Genomic DNA, 19,001 nt, shown 5'->3' on the forward strand with positions numbered 1-19,001 from the left:
CTCTATGAAAAAAGACATACATATACCAGAAGTTACAGATGTAGAAATGGCAATCGTTTATGAATTTAACGATATTTATAACACCAACGATTGGAATGTTTACATTATCAATAATAAAAATGTAGATTTAGAAATGATGGTGGTTGTTACGCAAGGTTTTTCTGAAACTAAAATAACCTCTTTATTTCGTAAAAAATTAGACAAACTTCCAGCAAATTCTTTTGCTAAGATTGAGTTTATTCAACCTGAGTTATTCAAATTAAACAACCGTTTTCAGGTTACTTTTTTTGAAGGAAACACTTTATACGAAAAAACCTTTATCTTTAAAGAAAACACTATTAAAGAAGGTGCTTTACGTATGATTGATGAAATTAAAAAGCGTGGTATTTTAGCTGAATAAAAAAATATTTAATATATAGTTTATCAACCTCTTTAAGTTTTAAAACTTAAAGAGGTTTTTTATTTTAATGCAGGATTCAAAAAGCTCCAAAATTGTCACTTCTACGTTATGAGAAGTCGCATTACAGTGATAATACCAAATAAACATTAAAATGACCGATTAAATTCATTTGGTATAACACAAAAATGAAAAAGCCTTATGTGATTTCTCCTAAAAAGTCTAAATGACAAACTGGGTGTGAGGTTTCTCAATTGCTATTAATAGAATTGTATAATATAAAACCTTAATTATAATTAACTTTTAACTCTTTGCTTTAAACCCAAATATTGAGTAATCCACCAAGTTTACCCAAAAGCGGATCTTCATTAGGTATGGGAAGTGACAATATATTATTATCTGCAGTTGGTCGCTCTCCTTTAGAGCCTCTCATTAAATCCCAGTCACGACCATCAGGGTATGCACCTACTACACCAAGATTTGAACTTTCAATTTTTTTGTGACCAACACCAGCAGGTATAATAATTACATCTCCTTTGGTAACTTTAACTTTTTCTCCTTGTTCTCCACCTAAATGAATGATCGCTTCACCAGAATATATTCCTAAAACTTCATGTGAGGTACTATGGTAGTGGTGAAAAGAATAGATACCGTTTGTCCAAGAATTTGTCCAGTTATTAGATTCAAAAGTTTTTATAAACCATTTACTAGGGTTCCTTTCGTTTTTTGGTAAAGCATCTTTAATAAGTAGTAATGGTAATTTATTATTAGGTATTACTCCATCATCTTTAAAATAAAACTTCTCATACTGTTTTTCATTATCATTATCATTATCATTATTGGTAAATAATTTTGAAACAGGAAATATCAATGGAGTTAACCCCAATAAGTGTATAAATTTTTTTCTATTCATAATTGTCGAGTTTCAGAACGTTATTAATTTAGGTTGATTAAATAATATTGTAAATTTATATTTTTTTGATTAAAAATAGTTAGTGTTATTTTAAAAATTTCTGTCTTAAATGATGCGGTTTTCAACCTTTAGTTCTTTTCTAATAGAATTATGTTTTCTATAAAGGTTCGCCAAAAAACAAAATAAACTCCAAAATTGTCACTTCAATCTTAAGAGAACTCTCATAACAGTGATCCTAAAAATTAACAAACATAATGTGATTTTTCCAAAAAGGTCGAAACGACAAATTGAAAGCGAGGTTTCTCAATCGCTTAAAAAAAACTTATTTAGAAATGACAGACTAAACGAAATTGCAACTTGTTTATAAATATGCCCGCGTTAGCGATTGCAACGGCATCCTTTTTGTTTTTTACAAAAAGATATAGTGGAAAGCGCGACCCTTGTGGTAACGCCCAAATTGTTATAACAAACAGATTACTTTATTCGTTACTCATTCTTAATAATATTACCCAAAAAACCCGATAAACAAATACATAATTACTGTAATTGCACCACCCACTAAGGCGTATGGTAATTGTGTTTTTACATGGTCTATATGGTCACTTGCGGATGCCATGGAAGAAATAATAGAAGTATCGGAAATTGGCGAACAATGGTCTCCAAAAATTCCGCCACCTAAAGTTGCTGCAACTACAATAGTTACATCTGCTCCATGAATATTTGCCATTGGAATTGAAATTGCCAACATTATTGCAAACGTTCCCCAAGAGGTTCCGGTAGAAAAAGCGATAAAAGAACTGATTATAAAAACTACTGCTGGCAACAATTCTGGCGACAACCATTCTTTGGTAACATTGGCAACATAAATTCCGGTTTCTAATTCTTTACAAGCGTCTCCAATAGCAAATGCTAGCAACATTAACAAGGCTAATGGCATAAGTTCACTAATTCCTTTTAATGTTAAATTAACGGCTTCTTTTGGCTTCATAATTCCTTGTATAAAATACATTGCCATGGCAACCAATAATGCCGTAATTACAGCATATAACACAGAGGAAGATCCAGAACCTTTACCAATTGCTTCTGAGACATGATTAAAAAATGAGGTAGATTTTTCTACGGCACTCCAACCTGTATAAATTAAGTTTATGGGCATCATACAAACCATTACCAAAAGCGGTACAATCATATTATAGGCTTTTGCTTGAATGCCTTCTTTTGGGGGAAATGACGTAATTTCATCTGAAACCATTGGTTTAGAACCTTTGTCCATTAATTCGCCTGTTTCTTTGGTTCTCTTTTCGGCTTTTTTCATTGGGCCAAAATCTTTCTTTGTAAGGATAACAATAAACACAATTGCGATGGCTAATAAAGGGTAGAAATTATATTTTATAGATGCCATCATCATAGGAAAAGGTTTGTCTATTCCTTGCGTTAATAAAAGGCCCATTATAAAGGCTCCCCAAGCATTAAAGGGAATTAATATGGATGATGGCGCAGAACTAGAATCGGCTATATAGGCTAGTTTTTCTCTAGGAATGCCTAATTTATCGAAAATTGGTCTGTATAAAGTACCTACTGTTAGTGAGCTAATACTGGTTTCTACAAACAATAATAAACCGGTAAAAGTTGCCAAAACTTGAACCACTACTCTACTGTAACCCGATTTTTTATTTTCTAATTTTACTAATTTTCTGTTGATAATATTGATAAAACCTTCTACTCCTCTAGAATATTGAATAAAAATTAACAACGCACCCACCAACGCACTAAACATTATGGTTCTTGTATTTCCTTTAGATTGAAAAACGTTTACCATTCCTTCTATCATTGCTAAAGTTCCCGCAAGCGGATTAAAGCCTTCTATAATTAACCAAGAAAACCAAATACCAAATAACAAAGCAATGTATACTTGTTTGGTTTTTAAGGCTAAAATGATGGCAACAATTGGTGGTATTACTGAAAGAAATCCATATTCCATAAAAAAAGTATTTTTTTGCCTAAAATAAACAATTAAAACGATAATTTGTAAATTAGCAACCTTATAACCATTTACAACATGTCTAAATTTTACACCAAAATTACCTCAAGACTTCAAAAATTTATTGAAGCTCAGAAAATATTTTTTGTGGCTACTGCGCCAAATTCTGGACGAATTAATTTATCACCTAAAGGAATGGATTCTTTTAGAGTGATGAATGAAAACCGAGTTTTATGGTTAAACGTTACCGGAAGCGGAAACGAAACTGCGGCACATTTGTTAGAAAATGATAGAATTACCATTATGTTTTGTGCTTTTGATGGTGCACCAAACATTCTTAGGTTATATGGTAAAGGAAAAGAAATTAAAGAGGGAGATGCTTCTTGGAATGCTTTAATTACACTGTTTCCAGAAACACCAGGAACGCGTCAGATATTTGATATTACTATAGCATCTGCACAAACTTCTTGCGGAATGTCAATTCCTTTTTTCGAGTTTAAAAGCGAGAGAAATCAATTAAATGATTGGGCCGCAGAACAAGGAAAAGAAGGTATTACACAATACTGGAAAGATAAAAACCAAACCAGTATTGATGGTTTACCTACCCAAATATTAGAATAATGTTTTGGGTAACTTATAAAAAAGAAAAATATAATTACCCTAATAACGGGCCTAAACTTGTTGGTTGGTAAAGCAACCAACCCGTTAAACTATACCTGTCTTTAAAAGATTTTAAAACAGCATGTGGTACTTTATCACTTTTAAATAAAACACATCTTTTTGCAATAGGTGCTACTAATTGTAATTTTTTATTTTTATCTAAAATTTCTAATTGTCCACCATTTTCTGTTTCCCAATTATCATTAAGGTAAATAATCATAGAAATCATTCTATTATTTCTACCTTCAAATTGATCTAAATGTCTTTTATAATAACCTCCAGAAGGATAATGAGCTAAATGAAATTCTTGGCCAGATAAACTTAGATAACAATACCTATTTAAGATGCTTTTAGTTTCTTCTAATAAGTTCCAAAAACCACTAAGAACCGTATCTCTGTCTTTATTTAACCAGTAGGTTTTATCGCCACGAATGGTTTTTTTTATTGTGTGTTGGTTAAGAGAACCAATACCTGCTTTATCAAAAACATCTATTTTTTTAAAAAGGAAGTTTTTAATTTCTTTATAAAGGTTGTTGTCTATAAAATCATCAATAATTACATAATCTTGCTCTGCAAGATCGTCCATCCAGGACAACCACAGCTCTAGGTTGTGAATTGTTTGCAATTAAAAATTAATCCTTGTTCACTAATTTTATTGCCTTAGTAAAATCTTCTAAATCGTTGTTATTTATCACTAAATGAATTGCTTCATCACATATTTTTTCTACATTATCATGTGAAAAATGTAAGCGAATTGCTATTTTTCTCATCAATTGAATTTCAACTAATTTTGCTTCTCCGTCCACCAAAATCATTTTAGCCAAACGATACAAACGTTCTATTCTATCTTCATAATTTGCAGGTGCATTTGTTGGGTACTTTTCTGGGTTTGTTAATATAAGAATAGATTCTTCTAACGAAATATGTAAATTTTTGCCAGCTCTAATTAATAATTCTTTTTCACCTTCAGAAATTTCTCCGTCTGCTTTTGCAATTTTTACAATATTTGCAAAATGCCCTATTTCTTGTTTGTGTTTTCCACTAGTATATAAATCTGATATTGCCATTTTAGTTTTTTTGATAAAAATAGTGAAAATGGTCTAAAAAAAAAGTTAAAAAACATCTTTCTGAAAAGTTTTCTAAAAAGACAAATTGAATGTTTTGCTTTTTTGTACTTTGCTAAAGATTATTTTTACTTAAATATTCGTTTATAAATTCAACTTAAAATATGAGTCACTTTTCTTATTTCAATAGAGAAAATATTACCAAAGAATTGCAAGCAACAGAATTTGATGTACTAATTATTGGTGGTGGAATTACAGGCGCAGGTATTGCTCTAGACGCAGCTTCTAGAGGAATGAAGGTTGCTTTGATAGAAAAGAATGACTTTGCTTCTGGTACGTCTAGTAAATCTACAAAACTAATTCATGGGGGTTTACGTTACTTAAAACAATTCGATTTTTGGTTGGTAAAAGAAGTAGGTACAGAACGTGCTATTGTGCATGATTTAGCCCCTCATTTAGTGGTTCCAGAAAAAATGATTTTGCCTTTAATAGAAGAAGGAACCTATGGTTCTTGGCTAACATCCATCGGACTAAAAGTATACGATATTTTAGCTTCTGTAGAAGGAGAAGACAAACGAAAAATGTTAGACAAAGCCGAAGCTTTAGAAAAAGAACCTTTGTTACCAAAAGACATTTTAAATGGTGCTGGGTATTATGCAGAATATAGAACAGATGACGCTCGTTTAACTATTGAAGTTTTAAAAACAGCTTTAAATTACGATGCAAAAATTATAAACTACACCGCAGCTAAAGCCTTTATTTATGAAGATGATAGGGTTGTTGGCGCAAAAGTAATAGATACTTTTTCTGATGAAGAATATAAAGTTAAAGCTAAATATGTAGTAAATGCTTGCGGACCTTGGGTAGATGAATTACGGCAAATTAATCACTCTAAAACTGGTAAAAGATTACACCTTACAAAAGGAGTTCATTTAGTAGTTGCTCATGAAAAATTACCTGTAAAACAATCTGTTTACTTTGATGTACCAGACGGACGTATGATGTTTGCTATTCCGCGTGGAAAAGTTACCTATTTTGGTACTACAGATACCAATTATCAACTAGATAAAAATAATGTAGAAACCAATTTGGTAGATGCTACGTATCTTATTTCTGCGGTGAATAATATGTTTCCAAATATACAACTTACGTTGGATGACATTCAATCTTCTTGGGCAGGTTTGCGACCTTTAATTCATGAAGAAGGAAAGTCTTCTTCTGAGTTATCTAGAAAAGATGAAATTTTTGTTTCTGATACAGAATTGATTTCTATTGCTGGTGGTAAATTAACCGGTTATAGAAAAATGGCAGAACGAATTGTAGATTTAGTTGCCAAGAAATATGAACGCAGATTCGATACAAAATTTGAAGAAATAAAAACAAAGGAAATAGCACTTTCTGGCGGTACTTTTGATAACTATCAAGAAGTATTAATTTATACAGATGCTATTCAGAATAGAATTGCAGAAGTAGACTTCGATAGAAAAGATGCAGAATATTTAGTACATAATTACGGAAAACAAACAGATATTATTTTGCAAAAATTTGATGATTTAATGCATGATAATATGCAAGAAAAAATGATCATTGCAGAAGTTTGGTTTACCATAAACTATGAAATGACTTGCACGCCTACCGACTTTTTTATGCGAAGAACCGGACGTTTATTTTTTGACACACACAGCGTGTTTCTGTATAAAGAATATGTTTTAGACTTATTTAAAACTCATTTTTCTTGGGATGAAAAAGCAACTGAAAAATATCAACTAGAATTAGAAGAAAAAATACAATTGGCTACTACTTTTAATTAAAATCTCGTTGTAAAACACAAATATAAAACCTCACAGATTGTAAAAATCTGTGAGGTTTTATATTAAAGCTACCTTTTAAATACAATTATTAATATTCAAACTACTGAAAATCAAGTTAATTAAAATATAGTACTTTTAAAAAATTGAGATTAATACTCGTTATCAATAAAAAAAAATATTATATTTGAGTATGTCATTCTTAATTTTAATGCTGATGAATTTACCCTATTAATTTAAATAACTTCTTTGTCACAAAGTATTTATAATATTTACAATAACCTTAAATTTAAAAATTATGAAAACGTTATATACCTCAATTGTTATCTTGTTTATTGCATGCTCTTTCTCTGCAAAAAAAATAACATTTCAAGAAACAGTACATACATTAGTTGCTACTTATATTGGCCCTACAGAAAATCAAGATTATAAATTTGTAGATGATAATAATATAGAGTATTTATTTTATGATAAATCAAAAAATATAGATTTTGAGAAAGAAGATGATAGTAAAATAAATAAAAAATTTATACTTACCTGGAAAAATAAACTTGTAGATGAATATGATTCCGTAGGGCAACAAACAGGTGAAAAAATTACTGTAAAAACTATATTATCTATTAAGTTAAATAAATAGTAATTAAAACAATTTATAAATTTTTACAACTAGTTTTTATATGCGCTGTAAATACTGATTTATTACCTTTTTTATAGACCTATTTTAACTAAAATATAGTTTGCCTTTTCGAATGATAAAATTACTTTAAATTTAATTTTAGAAAGTGATATTTATTGTATTCTTACCCTATTTAGCACAGCTAAAAATTGTGTAATGTGTTTTTTAAAAAAAACACATATAATTTAACATACTGAATATCATTATTATAGTTTTAAAAAAGAACACTTAAAAATATTTATTTGTTAATTTAAAAATTAACAAAAAATTTAATTTTCAATTAAAAAAAAATGTACATTTGATATATACTATCAGTAATTTTTAAGGCTTATGAAAATATAGTTTCTAGTACTTCTAACAAAAAGCAGGTTCTTTTAAGAAAAAGAACAGCTACTATATTTATTAAAAAATAACCTTAAAATTTAAAAATCATGAAAACATTATATGCATCAGCATTAGTGCTGTTTATTACCCTTACTTTTTCTGTAAATTCTATTTCTGCACAAGAAAAAGAAAACAAAATTGTTGCTACTTTTAAAGGATTAACTGAAATGGAATATTTTAGATTTGTAGACGATAAAGATGTAACTATTTTATTCTACGATTTAGATGAAAATATAGAACTTTCTTTATATGAAGATGAAATGATTGATAAAAAATTCAATATTACTTGGATAAATAAAGAAATAGACCTGATTGATGAAGAAGGTAATTTTACTGGAGAGACACAAACTGTTAAATCTATTTCAGCCATAAAAGAAGAAAAATAATAATTCTACAACCGTTTATCACAAATACTGATAAACGGTTTTTTTATGCCTTAAAATTACGCTTCTTTCTGGTTTGCTTCTATCTCTTCTGTTAAATCTAATTCTCTTAACGTTGGGTTTAAAGCACCAATACCTACAACAGTAAGCAACGTCATCGTTCCTCCAAAAACAACCGCCATAGAAGCTCCTAAAAACTTTGCGGCTAAACCACTTTCAAAAGCACCTAACTCGTTAGAAGAACCAACAAACATAGAGTTTACAGAAGAAACTCTACCTCGCATATCATCGGGTGTTTTTAATTGTAAAATTGTTTGGCGAATTACCATCGAAATTCCGTCTGCAGCACCACTTATAAACAATGCTAAAACACTTACCCAAAAAATAGATGATAATCCAAAAGCGATAATGCTCAACCCAAAAATAAAGACAGAAACCAACATTTTTTTACCTGTTTTTCTGTTGATAGGAATGTATGTTGTTAAAAACATGGTAACAATACTTCCCATAGAAATAGAAGCATTTAAAATACCGAAACCTTCTGGCCCAACTTTTAAAACATCTTGTGCAAAAACAGATAAAATAGCTACGGTTCCACCAAATAAAACTGCAATCATATCTAATGTTAAAACACCTAAAATAGCTTTATTATGAAACACGAACCTTACACCAGCTTTTAAACTTTCTTTCATTGGTTCTCCAATTTTTTTATTTAAAATAGGTTTCTTTTCTATTAAAAAAGTAAAAATTAAGGATAGAATGACCAAGATAAAAACCAAACAAAGTGTTTTATCAACACCAATCCAACTGATTAAAAAACCACCAAATAAGGCTCCAGAAACCGAAGCCGTTTTCCAGGTACTTGTACTCCATGTTGCCGCATTATGATATATCTTTTTAGGAACTAATAATGCCACTAAAGAGAAAATTGTAGGTCCGAAAAATGAACGTAAAAATCCGCCAAAGAAAACCAAAGCGTAAATTGAATATAGAATTTTATTAGTAGACCAATGACCAACAACAACATCTGATGTTAATAAAAACAGCCCCAAACTAATCAATGAAAATGCTGCTGTACAAATAGCTAGTAAGTTTCTTTTTTCATTTTGATCTACAATATGACCCGCAAATAAAGCCATTGTAAACGCCGGAATAATTTCCATTAAACCAATAACGCCTAAAGATAAAGGATCTTTTGTAATAGAATATACTTGCCATTCTATGACAATAAATTGCATAGACCAACCAAAAACGAGCAAGAATCTAACAAATAAAAAAATATTGAATTCCTTAATTTTTAATGCTGCATAAGGATCTTGCTTTGTCATTATAAAAAATAGATAGTTGGTTGTTTTTATAATATACCTACAAGGTTTTAGAAGCCTTGTAGGATGATCTGTTAATTTAAAATAAGTAACTAAGGTTCTATTTAACTCAATTTCATATCCATTAAAATGGCAAAAGTTTGATTAATATCTTCTTCTTTTACAACAATCGTCATTTCATTTGTAGTAGAAATAATTTCTTGTAGCGGTATATCTGCCCAAGCCAATTGTTTTAAAATAAAATAATAAATACCAGATTGTTCTTGGTTTTCTTTTGGAAGTTTAATAGTAATAGAAGCCAAATCTAATACACTAGAAATAAGGGCTTCTTTTTCAAAAATCTCATTTACAAAAGGCTCTAAATTTTTACTAGTAACAATATTAGTTTCAAAAATACCTTGAGAAACGGTTAAAAAATAATCAGAACTTTCTGATGATTTCATTAAAATTTTTGCAATCTCTTTTAATAATGAAGTTGTATTTTTAAAAGTAAAATCACACAAATCAGATCGTACAATTACATCTCCTAAATCTAAAGCTAATTTTTTTATATTCTTTCTAATACGTAATTCACTTGCAGGTGAAAGTCTATTAATAGCCATCATAACCGCACCAACCTTAACTTCCTTTTTTAAAGCAGTAGAAACTTCCGGTAAAATAATTCTTGCTAAAGAAGAAACATTTATCAACTTTTCATTTAAAGCCTCTTCTATAAAAGGTGTTTTTCTAATGGTGCTTTCTACAACTTCTTGTATTGTTTTCATTGTAATTGTTTAATAATTAACTTCAATGTTCAAAAATAAACAATTTATTATAAAAACAACATTAAATATCTGTTATAACTATTAGGTACATCTTATTTTAAATAGAATTAGAAATTCTTTATTTAGATTCCCGTTTTTACGGGAAAGACAATTTTAAGGGAAACCTAGAGGTAAAAACCTCAAGGAACATTTAATCTAATTTATCTGTCAATTTTTGAAATTCTTTTTTAGGGTTTTTATTTGCATATAGAATATTGTAAACGGTATCTATAATAGGTGTATTTGCCCCGTTTTCTTCTTTCATTTTAAAAGCACTTTTGGTCGCATAATACCCTTCTGCAATCATGCTCATTTCCATTTGTGCAGATTTTACCGTATACCCTTTACCAACCATGTTTCCAAATTGTCTATTTCTACTAAAAAGAGAATAACCGGTAACCAACAAATCTCCCAAATAAGCAGAATTATTGATGTTACGTTTCATTTTATGCACCTTTTTTATAAAGCTTTTCATTTCTCTAATAGCATTACTCATTAGCACTGCCTGAAAATTATCTCCATACCCCAAACCATGTGCAATACCTGCTGCAACCGCATAAATATTTTTTAACATGGCTGCATATTCTGTACCAATAATATCGTCTGAAATTTTAGTTTTTATGTACCAACTTTGAATAGATTTCTCTATAAACTTGGCATTTTCTTCATCTTTACAAGCAATAGTTAAATAAGATAAACGCTCCATAGCTACCTCTTCTGCATGACAAGGTCCCGTAATAACACCAATATTTTCTATAGGAACATTAAATTCTCTATTAAAGTGCTCGCCAATAATTAACCCTGTTTCGGGTACAATTCCTTTAATAGCAGAAAAAATAATTTTTCCCTCTAAAGAAGACGTTAATTTTTTTAATTCACTGGTTAAAAAAGCAGACGGAATTGCAAAAATAAGAACATCGTAATTTTCTACCGTGTAATTAATATCACTAGACAAATCTAACTGACGTGCATACACATCTGCAGATTGTAAATAATTAGGATTATGATCGTTTTCTTTTATGTGTTCAATTGCTTGTTCATTACGCATGTACCAACCAATTGTTTCTAAATTTTCGCTCAACATTTTCACAATTGCGGTTGCCCAACTTCCTCCACCAAAAACTGCTATTTTTTTTTGCTTATTCATCTATTGATCATTTTATACATCAAAAGTAATAAAACTATTATCTTTTGAGGATTGCATTTACGAATTATTATATTTGTGTTCGCTAATTAAAAATTTTGAGTTCCTTAAAACGTTTTTTTAAAGACACCATAATATACGGAATTGCAGCTGTTTTACCACGTGCAATAAATATCTTTTTGGTAAAACTACATACCTCTACTTTAGATGCAGAAAAATATGCTATAAACACAGATTATTATGTGTACGCTGCCTATTTAAATGCACTACTAACTTTTGGTATGGAAACTGCCTTTTTTCGTTTTTTTTCTAAAGAAAAAGAGAAAGGAAAAGTGGTGTCTACATCCTTTATTAGTTTGCTAATTTCTACACTCATTTTCTTATGTTTAGCCTTATTTTTTAATAATGAAATTTCTCTTTTCTTCGGATTTAAAAATCCATTATTTTTTAAATTATTAGTATATACAATTACGTTAGATACTTTAGTAGTGGTGCCATTCGCATATTTACGTGTTACAAACAAACCTTTAAAGTTTACAGCCATAAAATTAATAAATATTGGTGTCTTTTCTATTTTGAATGTTTTCTTTCTTTGGTTTGTACCTTATGCTTTAAAAAACGAAATTTCTTTACCAGAATTTATTGTAAATTATTATAACAATTATCCTAAAGTAATTCACATTTTTGTAGCCGGTACACTCGCAAGTTTATCTACTTTTCTGTTACTTTTTCCTGATGTTTTTAAATTTAAATTCGATTTTGATATTTCGCTTTTCAAAAGAATGTTCAAATATAGTTTTCCTATTATGATTGGAAGTTTAGCATTTGTAACCAATGAAAATTTAGACAAACTGCTGTTAGGAGATATTTTAGGCGAAAAACAAATGGGAATTTACGCGGCTTGCTATAAATTAGGCGTTTTTATGACTTTGTATATTATGGCATTTCGTTTGGGTGCAGAACCTTTTTTCTTTAATAATGCTGATAAAAAAAATGCTAAAGAAACTTATTCGAAAGTTTTGACTTGGTTTACCATTTTTGGAGCCTTTTTTATGCTAACTGTAGTTGTTTTTATCGATTTGTTTGCGCAAATATTATTAGGAAAACCAGAATACTTTACAGCGCTTTCTATAGTGCCAATTATACTTTTAGCAAACTTATTTTTAGGTATTTATAACAATTTATCCATTTGGTATAAACTAACGGACAAAACAAAATACGGAATGTACTTTTCTATTGTTGGCGCCATTATTACCATTGTTTTTAACTTAATAATGATCCCTAAAATTGGTTTTATGGCTTCTGCTTGGGCAACCTTAATAGCCTTTGGTACCATGATGGTATTGTCTTATTTTGTGGGTAAAAAACATTATCCTGTAAATTATAAATTAAAAAAAATAGCTTATTATTTAGTATTCTCTATTGTTTTTGAATTGATTTCTTTTACCGTATTTAGAGGACAGTATTGGTTTTCTATTTTAACCCTTTTTCTTTTCTTTGGATTGATTTATTTTAACGAAAAAGAGGAAATTAAACAAATATTAAAACGATAAATTATGAAAAGAATATCACTTTTATTTTTAGCTTTTCTACTTTTTTTTATTTCTTGTAAAGTAAAAACAACAGAAAAAGTAAAAGAAATAAAATCTAAAGTAAATTCTGAAAAAACTTCTACAAAAGCAGCCAATGTTACCATTTTAAAAAAAATATTTGTTATTGATGGTTTAAACGATATTCCGCATAAAATTTGGTTGTATTTACCTCCAAATTATAACTCATCAAAAGAGAAATATGATGTAATATATATGCACGATGCACAAAATTTATTTGATAATGTTACTTCTTTTGTGGGTGAATGGGAAATTGATGAAACATTAAATAATCTTTACAAAAAAACAGGGAAAAGTTTTATTGTTGTTGGTGTAGAAAACGGTGGAGAGAAAAGAATTGAAGAATATACACCTTGGAAAAATGTAAAATACGGTGGAGGAAAAGGTGAAATTTATGTAGATTTCTTGGTAAATGAACTAAAACCTTACATCGATAAAAATTACAGAACCAAACTCACCCCAGAAAATACCGCAATTATTGGTAGCTCTTTAGGAGGACTAATTTCCTTTTATGGAGGCTTAAAATATCCTGAAGTTTTTGGCAAAATTGGTGCACTTTCTACCTCTTTTTGGTTTTCTGATAAAGTAATTACATTTGCCGAAGAAAATGGAAATCAGCAAAAAACAAGACTTTATTTATTAGTGGGTGATAAAGAAGGAAATTCTATGGTTCCAGATACCGAAAATATGGCAGAATTATTAATAGATCTTGGTTTTCCATCACAAAATTTAAAAACAAAAGTACACCCAGATGGCAAACACACAGAGTCTTTTTGGAAAGCAGAATTTTTAGAAGTAATTACATTTTTATTTAATTTAGAAAACAATGAACGTACAAATAATTAACAAATCGAAACACGCAACACCTAATTACGAAACTGAAGGTGCTGCAGGAATGGATTTAAGAGCAAATATTGAAACTTCAATAACATTAAAGCCGTTAGAAAGAGCGATTGTTAAAACAGGCTTATTTATAGCTTTACCAATTGGTTTTGAAGCACAAGTAAGACCAAGAAGTGGTTTGGCTGCAAAAAAAGGGGTAACTGTTTTAAACTCTCCAGGAACTGTAGATGCAGATTATAGAGGTGAAATTGGGGTTATTTTAGTCAACTTATCTAACGATGATTTTGTAATAAATGATGGTGAAAGAATAGCACAATTAATTATAGCAAAACACGAGCGTGTAAACTGGCAAGAAGTAACTGTTTTAAATGAAACAGAACGTGGTGCTGGTGGTTTTGGAAGCACAGGTGTTTAAATACTAAAACACTTCTTAAGATAATTATTTATAACTTTTATTCCCGCTTTCGCGGGAATTTTATTTTAAAAGGAAAAGGAATTTTTAAGTTTTTGCATGTATTCTTTTCCAATAGGAATAACGTTTTCTTCTAAATCTATGAAAACATCTTTTGGATGTAAAAATATTTGTCCTTTTCTAGTATTTAACTTTTCAATACAATCTTTGTTTATAATAAAACTCTTATGAACTCTAATAAATTTTTTTGGTAACGTTTCTTCAAAATGTTTTAAAGATTTTGAAGTAGATAACTTCTCACCAGTTATATTAAAAACATTGGTATAGTTTCTTTCTGCTTGTAAAAAGCAAATGTCTTTATAAGCCAAAATATTTATGTAAGAACTTGTTTTTACTGCAAGATGTGTTTGTCCTTCTGTAAACACTTTTTCAAATAATAATAATGACTTTTGTAGTTCTACAGGTTCAATTGGTTTACTTAAAAAATAAGATACTTTATTATTTACTGCTTCTTTTGCATAATAATTATGTGCTGTAGTCATAATAATAGTTGGCAACTCTATAAAAAATTCCTTTAATTTAGGAATAAGTGTAAAAGAATTTTTATCATCAATTTCTACATCTAAAAAAATAAGATTGGGTTTTGTTTTAATAATTAAAGAAAAAGCATCTTCTAAAGTTGTTGCAACATCAACTAACTTATAATTAGAATGTTCTTTTAAAGTTGCTTTTAAATCATCTAAAGCATCTTCTTTGTCTTGTATAATTACGTATTTGTATTTCATATTCTCATTAAAAAAGGAAAAATCTCAAAAAATAAAATTTTTACAAATTTAGAGATAAAAAGTATTAATTAAATTAATTTTAGGATAAACAATAATAAAAAAAGGACGAAATTGTATAATTAATTGTACTTTAAAGTATTAATAATTAATTTTTAAATATTTTTTATAAAATTAATAAGTTTAATTATATTTAAAGTTAATAACAAAAAATTTATGATTTATGATTTTAGGTGTATGTCAATGGTTAAGTACAAAAACACAGTTTACTGCAAAAAATATTAGAATATTATTTGTACTGTTAGTTTTATTTGCTGGTTTAGGGCTTGGTGCTTATCTAATTTTATGGTTGGTAAAAATAGTGTCTAAAGAATAATTTAGTCTTCTAATACTTTATAAACCTGACTCATTTTTCTTACCTCTTTGTATAATAAATTATAAGGTAAAAAAGTGTGAGAATGATATACAAAACCTAACTTTTTATAGAATTGAAAAGCTTGGGGTTGCTCATCCATTGCATCTAACCAAATAATAGTATAGCCTTTTTGAATTGCTTTTTCTGATAACCAAGAAACAAGTTTTTTTCCAATTCCGTTTCCTTGCATTTTTTTATGAAGATAAATTCTGTGTAATTTTACTTGTTTTTCTTCGGATAAATATTCTAATTTTTCATCCCAAATAATTCTAAAATTACCAACAATTTCATCCTTAAAAAGGATAAAATAATACTCCGTATTTTCTTCGGATATTTCTTTTAAAATATGCTCTTTAGAATATTGAGCGTTTATATACCAATCTCCTTTATCTTTCCAAAAATGACTGTATGCTAAAGGGTAAACTTCGCGCATTAAATCATACAATTTAGTACAATCTGTAGTTGTTATATTTTTTAAGGATACTTGTTTTGTTAGCTTAATCATATTGCAAACTTATAAAAGTAATTGTTGCTTTACAAAAAGAAGTAAATTATACACAACAAAAATAAATTCGTTTTTTTAGCATAAAAAAAACTGCTATAGATTGATTACTTCTATAGCAGTTTAATAATAATAGTTAGAACTTTTAATATTTATTCTTGATTTTCAATAGCAATCTTAATTTTACCTTCAAGTTCTTCTGCCAACTCAGGATTGTCTTTAATTAAGCCTTTAACAGCATCTCTACCTTGGCCTAATTTTGTTTCTCCGTAACTAAACCAAGAACCACTTTTCTTAACAATACCTAACTCTACACCAATATCTAAAATTTCACCAACTTTAGAAATTCCTTGTCCATACATAATATCAAATTCTGCAATTTGGAAAGGAGGTGCTACTTTATTTTTAACAACTTTAACTTTAGTACTGTTTCCAATAACCTTGTCTCCGTCTTTAATTTGTGTTCTTCTTCTAATATCTAAACGTACAGAAGCATAAAATTTTAATGCGTTACCACCCGTTGTAGTTTCTGGATTACCAAACATTACTCCAATTTTTTCACGTAATTGGTTAATAAATATAACCGTACATTTTGTTTTAGAAATTGTACCTGTTAATTTACGCAATGCTTGAGACATTAAACGAGCATGTAAACCCATTTTAGAATCTCCCATTTCTCCTTCAATCTCTGCTTTTGGCGTTAAAGCCGCAACAGAATCAATAACCACAATATCTATTGCACCAGAACGAATTAAGTTTTCTGCAATTTCTAAAGCTTGCTCACCATGATCTGGTTGAGAAATAATTAAATTATCTATATCTACTCCTAAATTTTCTGCGTAAAATTTATCAAATGCATGTTCTGCATCAATAAAAGCTGCAATTCCTCCTGCTTTTTGAGCCTCTGCAATTGCATGTAATGTTAAGGTAGTTTTACCAGAAGATTCTGGTCCGTAGATTTCAATAACTCTTCCTCTTGGGTAACCACCAACGCCTAAAGCCAAATCTAACCCTAAAGAACCAGATGAAATTGCATCTATATCTTCAGTTACTACATCACCTAATTTCATTACAGCTCCTTTACCATACGTCTTATCTAGCTTATCTAGAGTAAGTTGAAGTGCTTTTAGCTTTGCTGTTTTTTCTTTATCTGCCGCCATTAATCTTGCTTGTTTTAATTTTAAATAAGTGCCACAAGTTACAAAAAGAGTTTCTTTTTGTACTCATCTTTTTTTGTATTTTTATAAAAAATTGAAAAAGATGAAAAAGGAAATCGTAGAAAGCTTATCCAAAAATTTTGAAGACCACTCTCAAACTACTGAAAGTGGTATTGAGTTTTGGTTTGCAAGAGATTTACAACAACTTTTAGGATATTCTGAATGGAGAAATTTTCAAAAAGTAATTTTTAAATCTAAAACAGCTTGTGAAATTACTAACAACCTTATTTCAGACCATTTTGTTGACATCAACAAAATGGTAAAATTAGGTTCTGGAAGTGAAAGAGAAATTGAAGATATTATGTTAACAAGATATGCTTGTTATTTAATTGCTCAGAATGGAGATCCTAGAAAAGAGAGCATTGCTTTCGCTCAAAATTATTTTGCAATGCAAACTAGAAAATTTGAGTTAATTGAACAAAGAATTAAAGATTGGGAAAGATTACAAGCAAGACAAAAATTAACATTGTCAGAAAAAGATTTATCAGAATTAATTTATGAAAAAACGGGTAATGACAAAAATTTTGGGTTAATAAGAAGTAAAGGAGATCAAGCATTATTTGGGTTGTCTACCACAACAAATGAAAGTTAAATTAGGGATTCCTAATAGTAGAGCTTTAGCAGATTATTTACCAACTATTACCATTAAAGCAAAAGATTTTGCAACAGAAATAACCGTTTTTAATACCAAAGAAAAAGATTTAAGGACTGAAAATAGTATTTCTAAAGAGCACGTAACAAACAATAGTTCCGTAAGAAAAATACTAATTGAAAGAGGAATTAAACCAGAAAATTTACCACCTGAAGAGGATATAAAAAAATTAGAAAGAAGGGTAAATTCTGAATCAAAAAAATAGGTAAAAATCCTGAAAAATTAAATTAATATGAAAAGTATACAATCCTTAATTTCTAATGATAAAAAATCTAAGGTTAACATAGAAAAAGGAGAAATTATCAGTTTTAAAAAAGATGATAAAGAATATATTCATCAAAAAGGAAACAAAGGTTGGCGTAATTCTGATGATGAAATGTTTCCTGTAATTGGTCCAACTTCTAAAAATAATTTTAGAGTGCATACCAAAAATGGAGATGCAATTTTAGATCAACATGGTTTGTTGCGTGAGTTAGAATATTCTTTAGTATCTTCGGATGAAAACTCAGCTAAATTCATCAAAAAATATAAAAAGGATACCCTTATTAACAATAGTAAATTTCCTGTAAAATCTACAGAAGAAAACCTTTCTTGGCCTTTCGATTTTACATTTGAAAAGAATTTTACACTAGAAAATGATGTTTTAAACATAGAATTTATCATTAATTCTGATGAAGGAATGCCATTTATGTTGGGCTATCATCCGGCATTTATGCTATCTAACACTGGTAACGAAACTTTAATTTCTAATGATACAGAAATTACTTTAGCCGATGTTTATAAAGCGGGTGCTAATGCTTTTCCTATTTTAAATGCTGATAAAATCACTTTAAAAAATATTGATAGAAACGATTTAGAAATTACTACAAAAGGTTTTAACAATTTTATGTTGTGGACAGAGGTTGATAATATGCTTTGTATTGAGCCAATTACACAATATACTTCGCACACAGATCAAAAATTTTCTGAAAAAAACATGCGTTTATCAACAGGAAAAAATAGTTTTGGTGTCGCTGTTAAAATATTATAA

The 19,001-nt window shown here is 29.0% G+C and carries 22 protein-coding genes; 12 read left to right on the forward strand and 10 right to left on the reverse strand.

Translation table 11 applies throughout. The features are described 5' to 3' along the window. The first annotated feature begins 4 nt into the window (after window positions 1-4). Window positions 5-400, forward strand: coding sequence for a hypothetical protein (locus KV700_RS10555; protein WP_166386025.1), 396 nt, complete (start codon window positions 5-7; stop codon window positions 398-400). A gap of 313 nt (window positions 401-713) precedes the next feature. Here the strand turns inward: KV700_RS10555 and KV700_RS10560 are convergent, their stop codons facing one another. Together KV700_RS10560 and KV700_RS10565 are read right to left on the reverse strand one after the other, a co-directional pair. After that, window positions 714-1,310 carry a cupin domain-containing protein gene (locus tag KV700_RS10560; RefSeq protein WP_218597867.1) on the reverse strand — a complete coding sequence of 199 codons (597 nt, stop codon included), beginning with the start codon at window positions 1,308-1,310 and terminating at the stop codon, window positions 714-716. 505 nt (window positions 1,311-1,815) lie between these two features. Further along, window positions 1,816-3,291, reverse strand: coding sequence for a Na+/H+ antiporter NhaC family protein (locus tag KV700_RS10565; protein ID WP_218597868.1), 1,476 nt, complete (start codon window positions 3,289-3,291; stop codon window positions 1,816-1,818). A gap of 78 nt (window positions 3,292-3,369) precedes the next feature. Here KV700_RS10565 and KV700_RS10570 point away from each other — a divergent pair, with 78 nt between their 5' ends. Continuing rightward, complete coding sequence (locus tag KV700_RS10570) at window positions 3,370-3,912, forward strand: pyridoxamine 5'-phosphate oxidase family protein (RefSeq protein ID WP_218597869.1); 543 nt, start codon at window positions 3,370-3,372, stop codon at window positions 3,910-3,912. Window positions 3,913-3,946: 34 nt separating this feature from the next. On the opposite strand, the gene KV700_RS10575 is transcribed toward KV700_RS10570, so the two are convergent. Next, window positions 3,947-4,537 (reverse strand): 2OG-Fe(II) oxygenase, encoded by a 591-nt coding sequence (locus KV700_RS10575; protein ID WP_166386033.1) that lies wholly within the window; start codon window positions 4,535-4,537, stop codon window positions 3,947-3,949. A 46-nt stretch (window positions 4,538-4,583) separates the two neighbouring features. Next, the gene (locus tag KV700_RS10580; RefSeq protein ID WP_218597870.1) at window positions 4,584-5,018 is read right to left on the reverse strand and encodes a TerB family tellurite resistance protein; all 435 of its coding nucleotides are present in this window, start codon (window positions 5,016-5,018) and stop codon (window positions 4,584-4,586) included. A 161-nt stretch (window positions 5,019-5,179) separates the two neighbouring features. Between KV700_RS10580 and KV700_RS10585 the strand changes: the two genes are divergently transcribed. The 3 genes from KV700_RS10585 to KV700_RS10595 all read left to right on the forward strand — a co-directional run bounded on the left by KV700_RS10585 (window position 5,180) and on the right by KV700_RS10595 (window position 8,269). After that, a complete protein-coding gene (locus KV700_RS10585; protein WP_218597871.1) occupies window positions 5,180-6,826 on the forward strand; it encodes a glycerol-3-phosphate dehydrogenase/oxidase in 1,647 nt (548 codons plus the stop codon). 295 nt (window positions 6,827-7,121) lie between these two features. Continuing rightward, complete coding sequence (locus KV700_RS10590; protein ID WP_218597872.1) at window positions 7,122-7,460, forward strand: hypothetical protein; 339 nt, start codon at window positions 7,122-7,124, stop codon at window positions 7,458-7,460. A 470-nt stretch (window positions 7,461-7,930) separates the two neighbouring features. Then, window positions 7,931-8,269, forward strand: coding sequence for a hypothetical protein (locus tag KV700_RS10595; RefSeq protein WP_166386042.1), 339 nt, complete (start codon window positions 7,931-7,933; stop codon window positions 8,267-8,269). Window positions 8,270-8,325: 56 nt separating this feature from the next. Here the strand turns inward: KV700_RS10595 and KV700_RS10600 are convergent, their stop codons facing one another. From KV700_RS10600 to KV700_RS10610, 3 genes are all read right to left on the reverse strand, one after another. Further along, window positions 8,326-9,594 (reverse strand): MFS transporter, encoded by a 1,269-nt coding sequence (locus tag KV700_RS10600; protein ID WP_218597873.1) that lies wholly within the window; start codon window positions 9,592-9,594, stop codon window positions 8,326-8,328. Window positions 9,595-9,695: 101 nt separating this feature from the next. Continuing rightward, window positions 9,696-10,355: a hypothetical protein gene (locus tag KV700_RS10605; protein ID WP_166386046.1), complete on the reverse strand. Its 660-nt coding sequence runs from the start codon at window positions 10,353-10,355 to the stop codon at window positions 9,696-9,698. A 190-nt stretch (window positions 10,356-10,545) separates the two neighbouring features. Beyond that, a complete protein-coding gene (locus KV700_RS10610; RefSeq protein WP_166386048.1) occupies window positions 10,546-11,541 on the reverse strand; it encodes an NAD(P)H-dependent glycerol-3-phosphate dehydrogenase in 996 nt (331 codons plus the stop codon). Between the two features lie 95 nt (window positions 11,542-11,636). Between KV700_RS10610 and KV700_RS10615 the strand changes: the two genes are divergently transcribed. The 3 genes from KV700_RS10615 to dut are packed head-to-tail and all read left to right on the forward strand — an operon-like array spanning window position 11,637 to window position 14,406. After that, a complete protein-coding gene (locus KV700_RS10615) occupies window positions 11,637-13,091 on the forward strand; it encodes a polysaccharide biosynthesis C-terminal domain-containing protein (RefSeq protein WP_166386050.1) in 1,455 nt (484 codons plus the stop codon). A 3-nt stretch (window positions 13,092-13,094) separates the two neighbouring features. Continuing rightward, window positions 13,095-13,994 carry an alpha/beta hydrolase gene (locus KV700_RS10620; protein WP_218597874.1) on the forward strand — a complete coding sequence of 300 codons (900 nt, stop codon included), beginning with the start codon at window positions 13,095-13,097 and terminating at the stop codon, window positions 13,992-13,994. Then, window positions 13,975-14,406 (forward strand): dUTP diphosphatase, encoded by a 432-nt coding sequence (dut, locus tag KV700_RS10625; protein ID WP_166386054.1) that lies wholly within the window; start codon window positions 13,975-13,977, stop codon window positions 14,404-14,406. The genes KV700_RS10620 and dut overlap by 20 nt, the downstream gene beginning before the upstream one ends. 65 nt (window positions 14,407-14,471) lie before the next feature. Here dut and KV700_RS10630 read toward each other — a convergent pair whose 3' ends face one another. After that, a complete protein-coding gene (locus KV700_RS10630) occupies window positions 14,472-15,188 on the reverse strand; it encodes a LytTR family DNA-binding domain-containing protein (RefSeq protein ID WP_166386056.1) in 717 nt (238 codons plus the stop codon). A 220-nt stretch (window positions 15,189-15,408) separates the two neighbouring features. On the opposite strand from KV700_RS10630, the gene KV700_RS10635 reads away from it, so the two are divergent. After that, on the forward strand, window positions 15,409-15,561 hold the full coding sequence (locus KV700_RS10635; protein WP_166386058.1) for a PspC domain-containing protein: 153 nt from the start codon (window positions 15,409-15,411) through the stop codon (window positions 15,559-15,561). 1 nt (window position 15,562) lies between these two features. Here KV700_RS10635 and KV700_RS10640 read toward each other — a convergent pair whose 3' ends face one another. Further along, window positions 15,563-16,105 carry a GNAT family N-acetyltransferase gene (locus tag KV700_RS10640; RefSeq protein WP_166386060.1) on the reverse strand — a complete coding sequence of 181 codons (543 nt, stop codon included), beginning with the start codon at window positions 16,103-16,105 and terminating at the stop codon, window positions 15,563-15,565. A gap of 149 nt (window positions 16,106-16,254) precedes the next feature. After that, window positions 16,255-17,262: a recombinase RecA gene (recA, locus tag KV700_RS10645; RefSeq protein WP_166386062.1), complete on the reverse strand. Its 1,008-nt coding sequence runs from the start codon at window positions 17,260-17,262 to the stop codon at window positions 16,255-16,257. Window positions 17,263-17,362: 100 nt separating this feature from the next. On the opposite strand from recA, the gene dinD reads away from it, so the two are divergent. The 3 genes from dinD to KV700_RS10655 are packed head-to-tail and all read left to right on the forward strand — an operon-like array spanning window position 17,363 to window position 19,001. Continuing rightward, window positions 17,363-17,911 (forward strand): DNA damage-inducible protein D, encoded by a 549-nt coding sequence (dinD, locus tag KV700_RS10650; protein ID WP_368384756.1) that lies wholly within the window; start codon window positions 17,363-17,365, stop codon window positions 17,909-17,911. Continuing rightward, the gene (locus KV700_RS17395; protein WP_368384757.1) at window positions 17,901-18,176 is read left to right on the forward strand and encodes a hypothetical protein; all 276 of its coding nucleotides are present in this window, start codon (window positions 17,901-17,903) and stop codon (window positions 18,174-18,176) included. The genes dinD and KV700_RS17395 overlap by 11 nt, the downstream gene beginning before the upstream one ends. A gap of 27 nt (window positions 18,177-18,203) precedes the next feature. Further along, window positions 18,204-19,001, forward strand: a complete 798-nt coding sequence (locus KV700_RS10655) for an aldose 1-epimerase (protein WP_218597875.1) — start codon at window positions 18,204-18,206, stop codon at window positions 18,999-19,001.

This window comes from Polaribacter sp. NJDZ03, from assembly GCF_019263805.1.
Taxonomy (GTDB): domain Bacteria; phylum Bacteroidota; class Bacteroidia; order Flavobacteriales; family Flavobacteriaceae; genus Polaribacter.

Bases quoted from the DNA above. Each gene is read 5' to 3' on its own strand.
- recA (WP_166386062.1), bottom strand. From the start codon at position 17,262: ATGGCGGCAGATAAAGAAAAAACAGCAAAGCTAAAAGCACTTCAACTT.
- KV700_RS10580 (WP_218597870.1), bottom strand. From the start codon at position 5,018: ATGGCAATATCAGATTTATATACTAGTGGAAAACACAAACAAGAAATA.
- KV700_RS10560 (WP_218597867.1), bottom strand. From the start codon at position 1,310: ATGAATAGAAAAAAATTTATACACTTATTGGGGTTAACTCCATTGATA.
- KV700_RS10620 (WP_218597874.1), top strand. From the start codon at position 13,095: ATGAAAAGAATATCACTTTTATTTTTAGCTTTTCTACTTTTTTTTATT.
- KV700_RS10595 (WP_166386042.1), top strand. From the start codon at position 7,931: ATGAAAACATTATATGCATCAGCATTAGTGCTGTTTATTACCCTTACT.
- KV700_RS10575 (WP_166386033.1), bottom strand. From the start codon at position 4,537: ATGGACGATCTTGCAGAGCAAGATTATGTAATTATTGATGATTTTATA.
- dut (WP_166386054.1), top strand. From the start codon at position 13,975: ATGAACGTACAAATAATTAACAAATCGAAACACGCAACACCTAATTAC.
- KV700_RS10585 (WP_218597871.1), top strand. From the start codon at position 5,180: ATGAGTCACTTTTCTTATTTCAATAGAGAAAATATTACCAAAGAATTG.
- KV700_RS10630 (WP_166386056.1), bottom strand. From the start codon at position 15,188: ATGAAATACAAATACGTAATTATACAAGACAAAGAAGATGCTTTAGAT.
- KV700_RS10570 (WP_218597869.1), top strand. From the start codon at position 3,370: ATGTCTAAATTTTACACCAAAATTACCTCAAGACTTCAAAAATTTATT.
- KV700_RS10655 (WP_218597875.1), top strand. From the start codon at position 18,204: ATGAAAAGTATACAATCCTTAATTTCTAATGATAAAAAATCTAAGGTT.
- KV700_RS10600 (WP_218597873.1), bottom strand. From the start codon at position 9,594: ATGACAAAGCAAGATCCTTATGCAGCATTAAAAATTAAGGAATTCAAT.
- KV700_RS10605 (WP_166386046.1), bottom strand. From the start codon at position 10,355: ATGAAAACAATACAAGAAGTTGTAGAAAGCACCATTAGAAAAACACCT.
- KV700_RS17395 (WP_368384757.1), top strand. From the start codon at position 17,901: ATGAAAGTTAAATTAGGGATTCCTAATAGTAGAGCTTTAGCAGATTAT.
- KV700_RS10610 (WP_166386048.1), bottom strand. From the start codon at position 11,541: ATGAATAAGCAAAAAAAAATAGCAGTTTTTGGTGGAGGAAGTTGGGCA.
- KV700_RS10590 (WP_218597872.1), top strand. From the start codon at position 7,122: ATGAAAACGTTATATACCTCAATTGTTATCTTGTTTATTGCATGCTCT.
- KV700_RS10635 (WP_166386058.1), top strand. From the start codon at position 15,409: ATGATTTTAGGTGTATGTCAATGGTTAAGTACAAAAACACAGTTTACT.
- dinD (WP_368384756.1), top strand. From the start codon at position 17,363: ATGAAAAAGGAAATCGTAGAAAGCTTATCCAAAAATTTTGAAGACCAC.
- KV700_RS10555 (WP_166386025.1), top strand. From the start codon at position 5: ATGAAAAAAGACATACATATACCAGAAGTTACAGATGTAGAAATGGCA.
- KV700_RS10565 (WP_218597868.1), bottom strand. From the start codon at position 3,291: ATGGAATATGGATTTCTTTCAGTAATACCACCAATTGTTGCCATCATT.
- KV700_RS10640 (WP_166386060.1), bottom strand. From the start codon at position 16,105: ATGATTAAGCTAACAAAACAAGTATCCTTAAAAAATATAACAACTACA.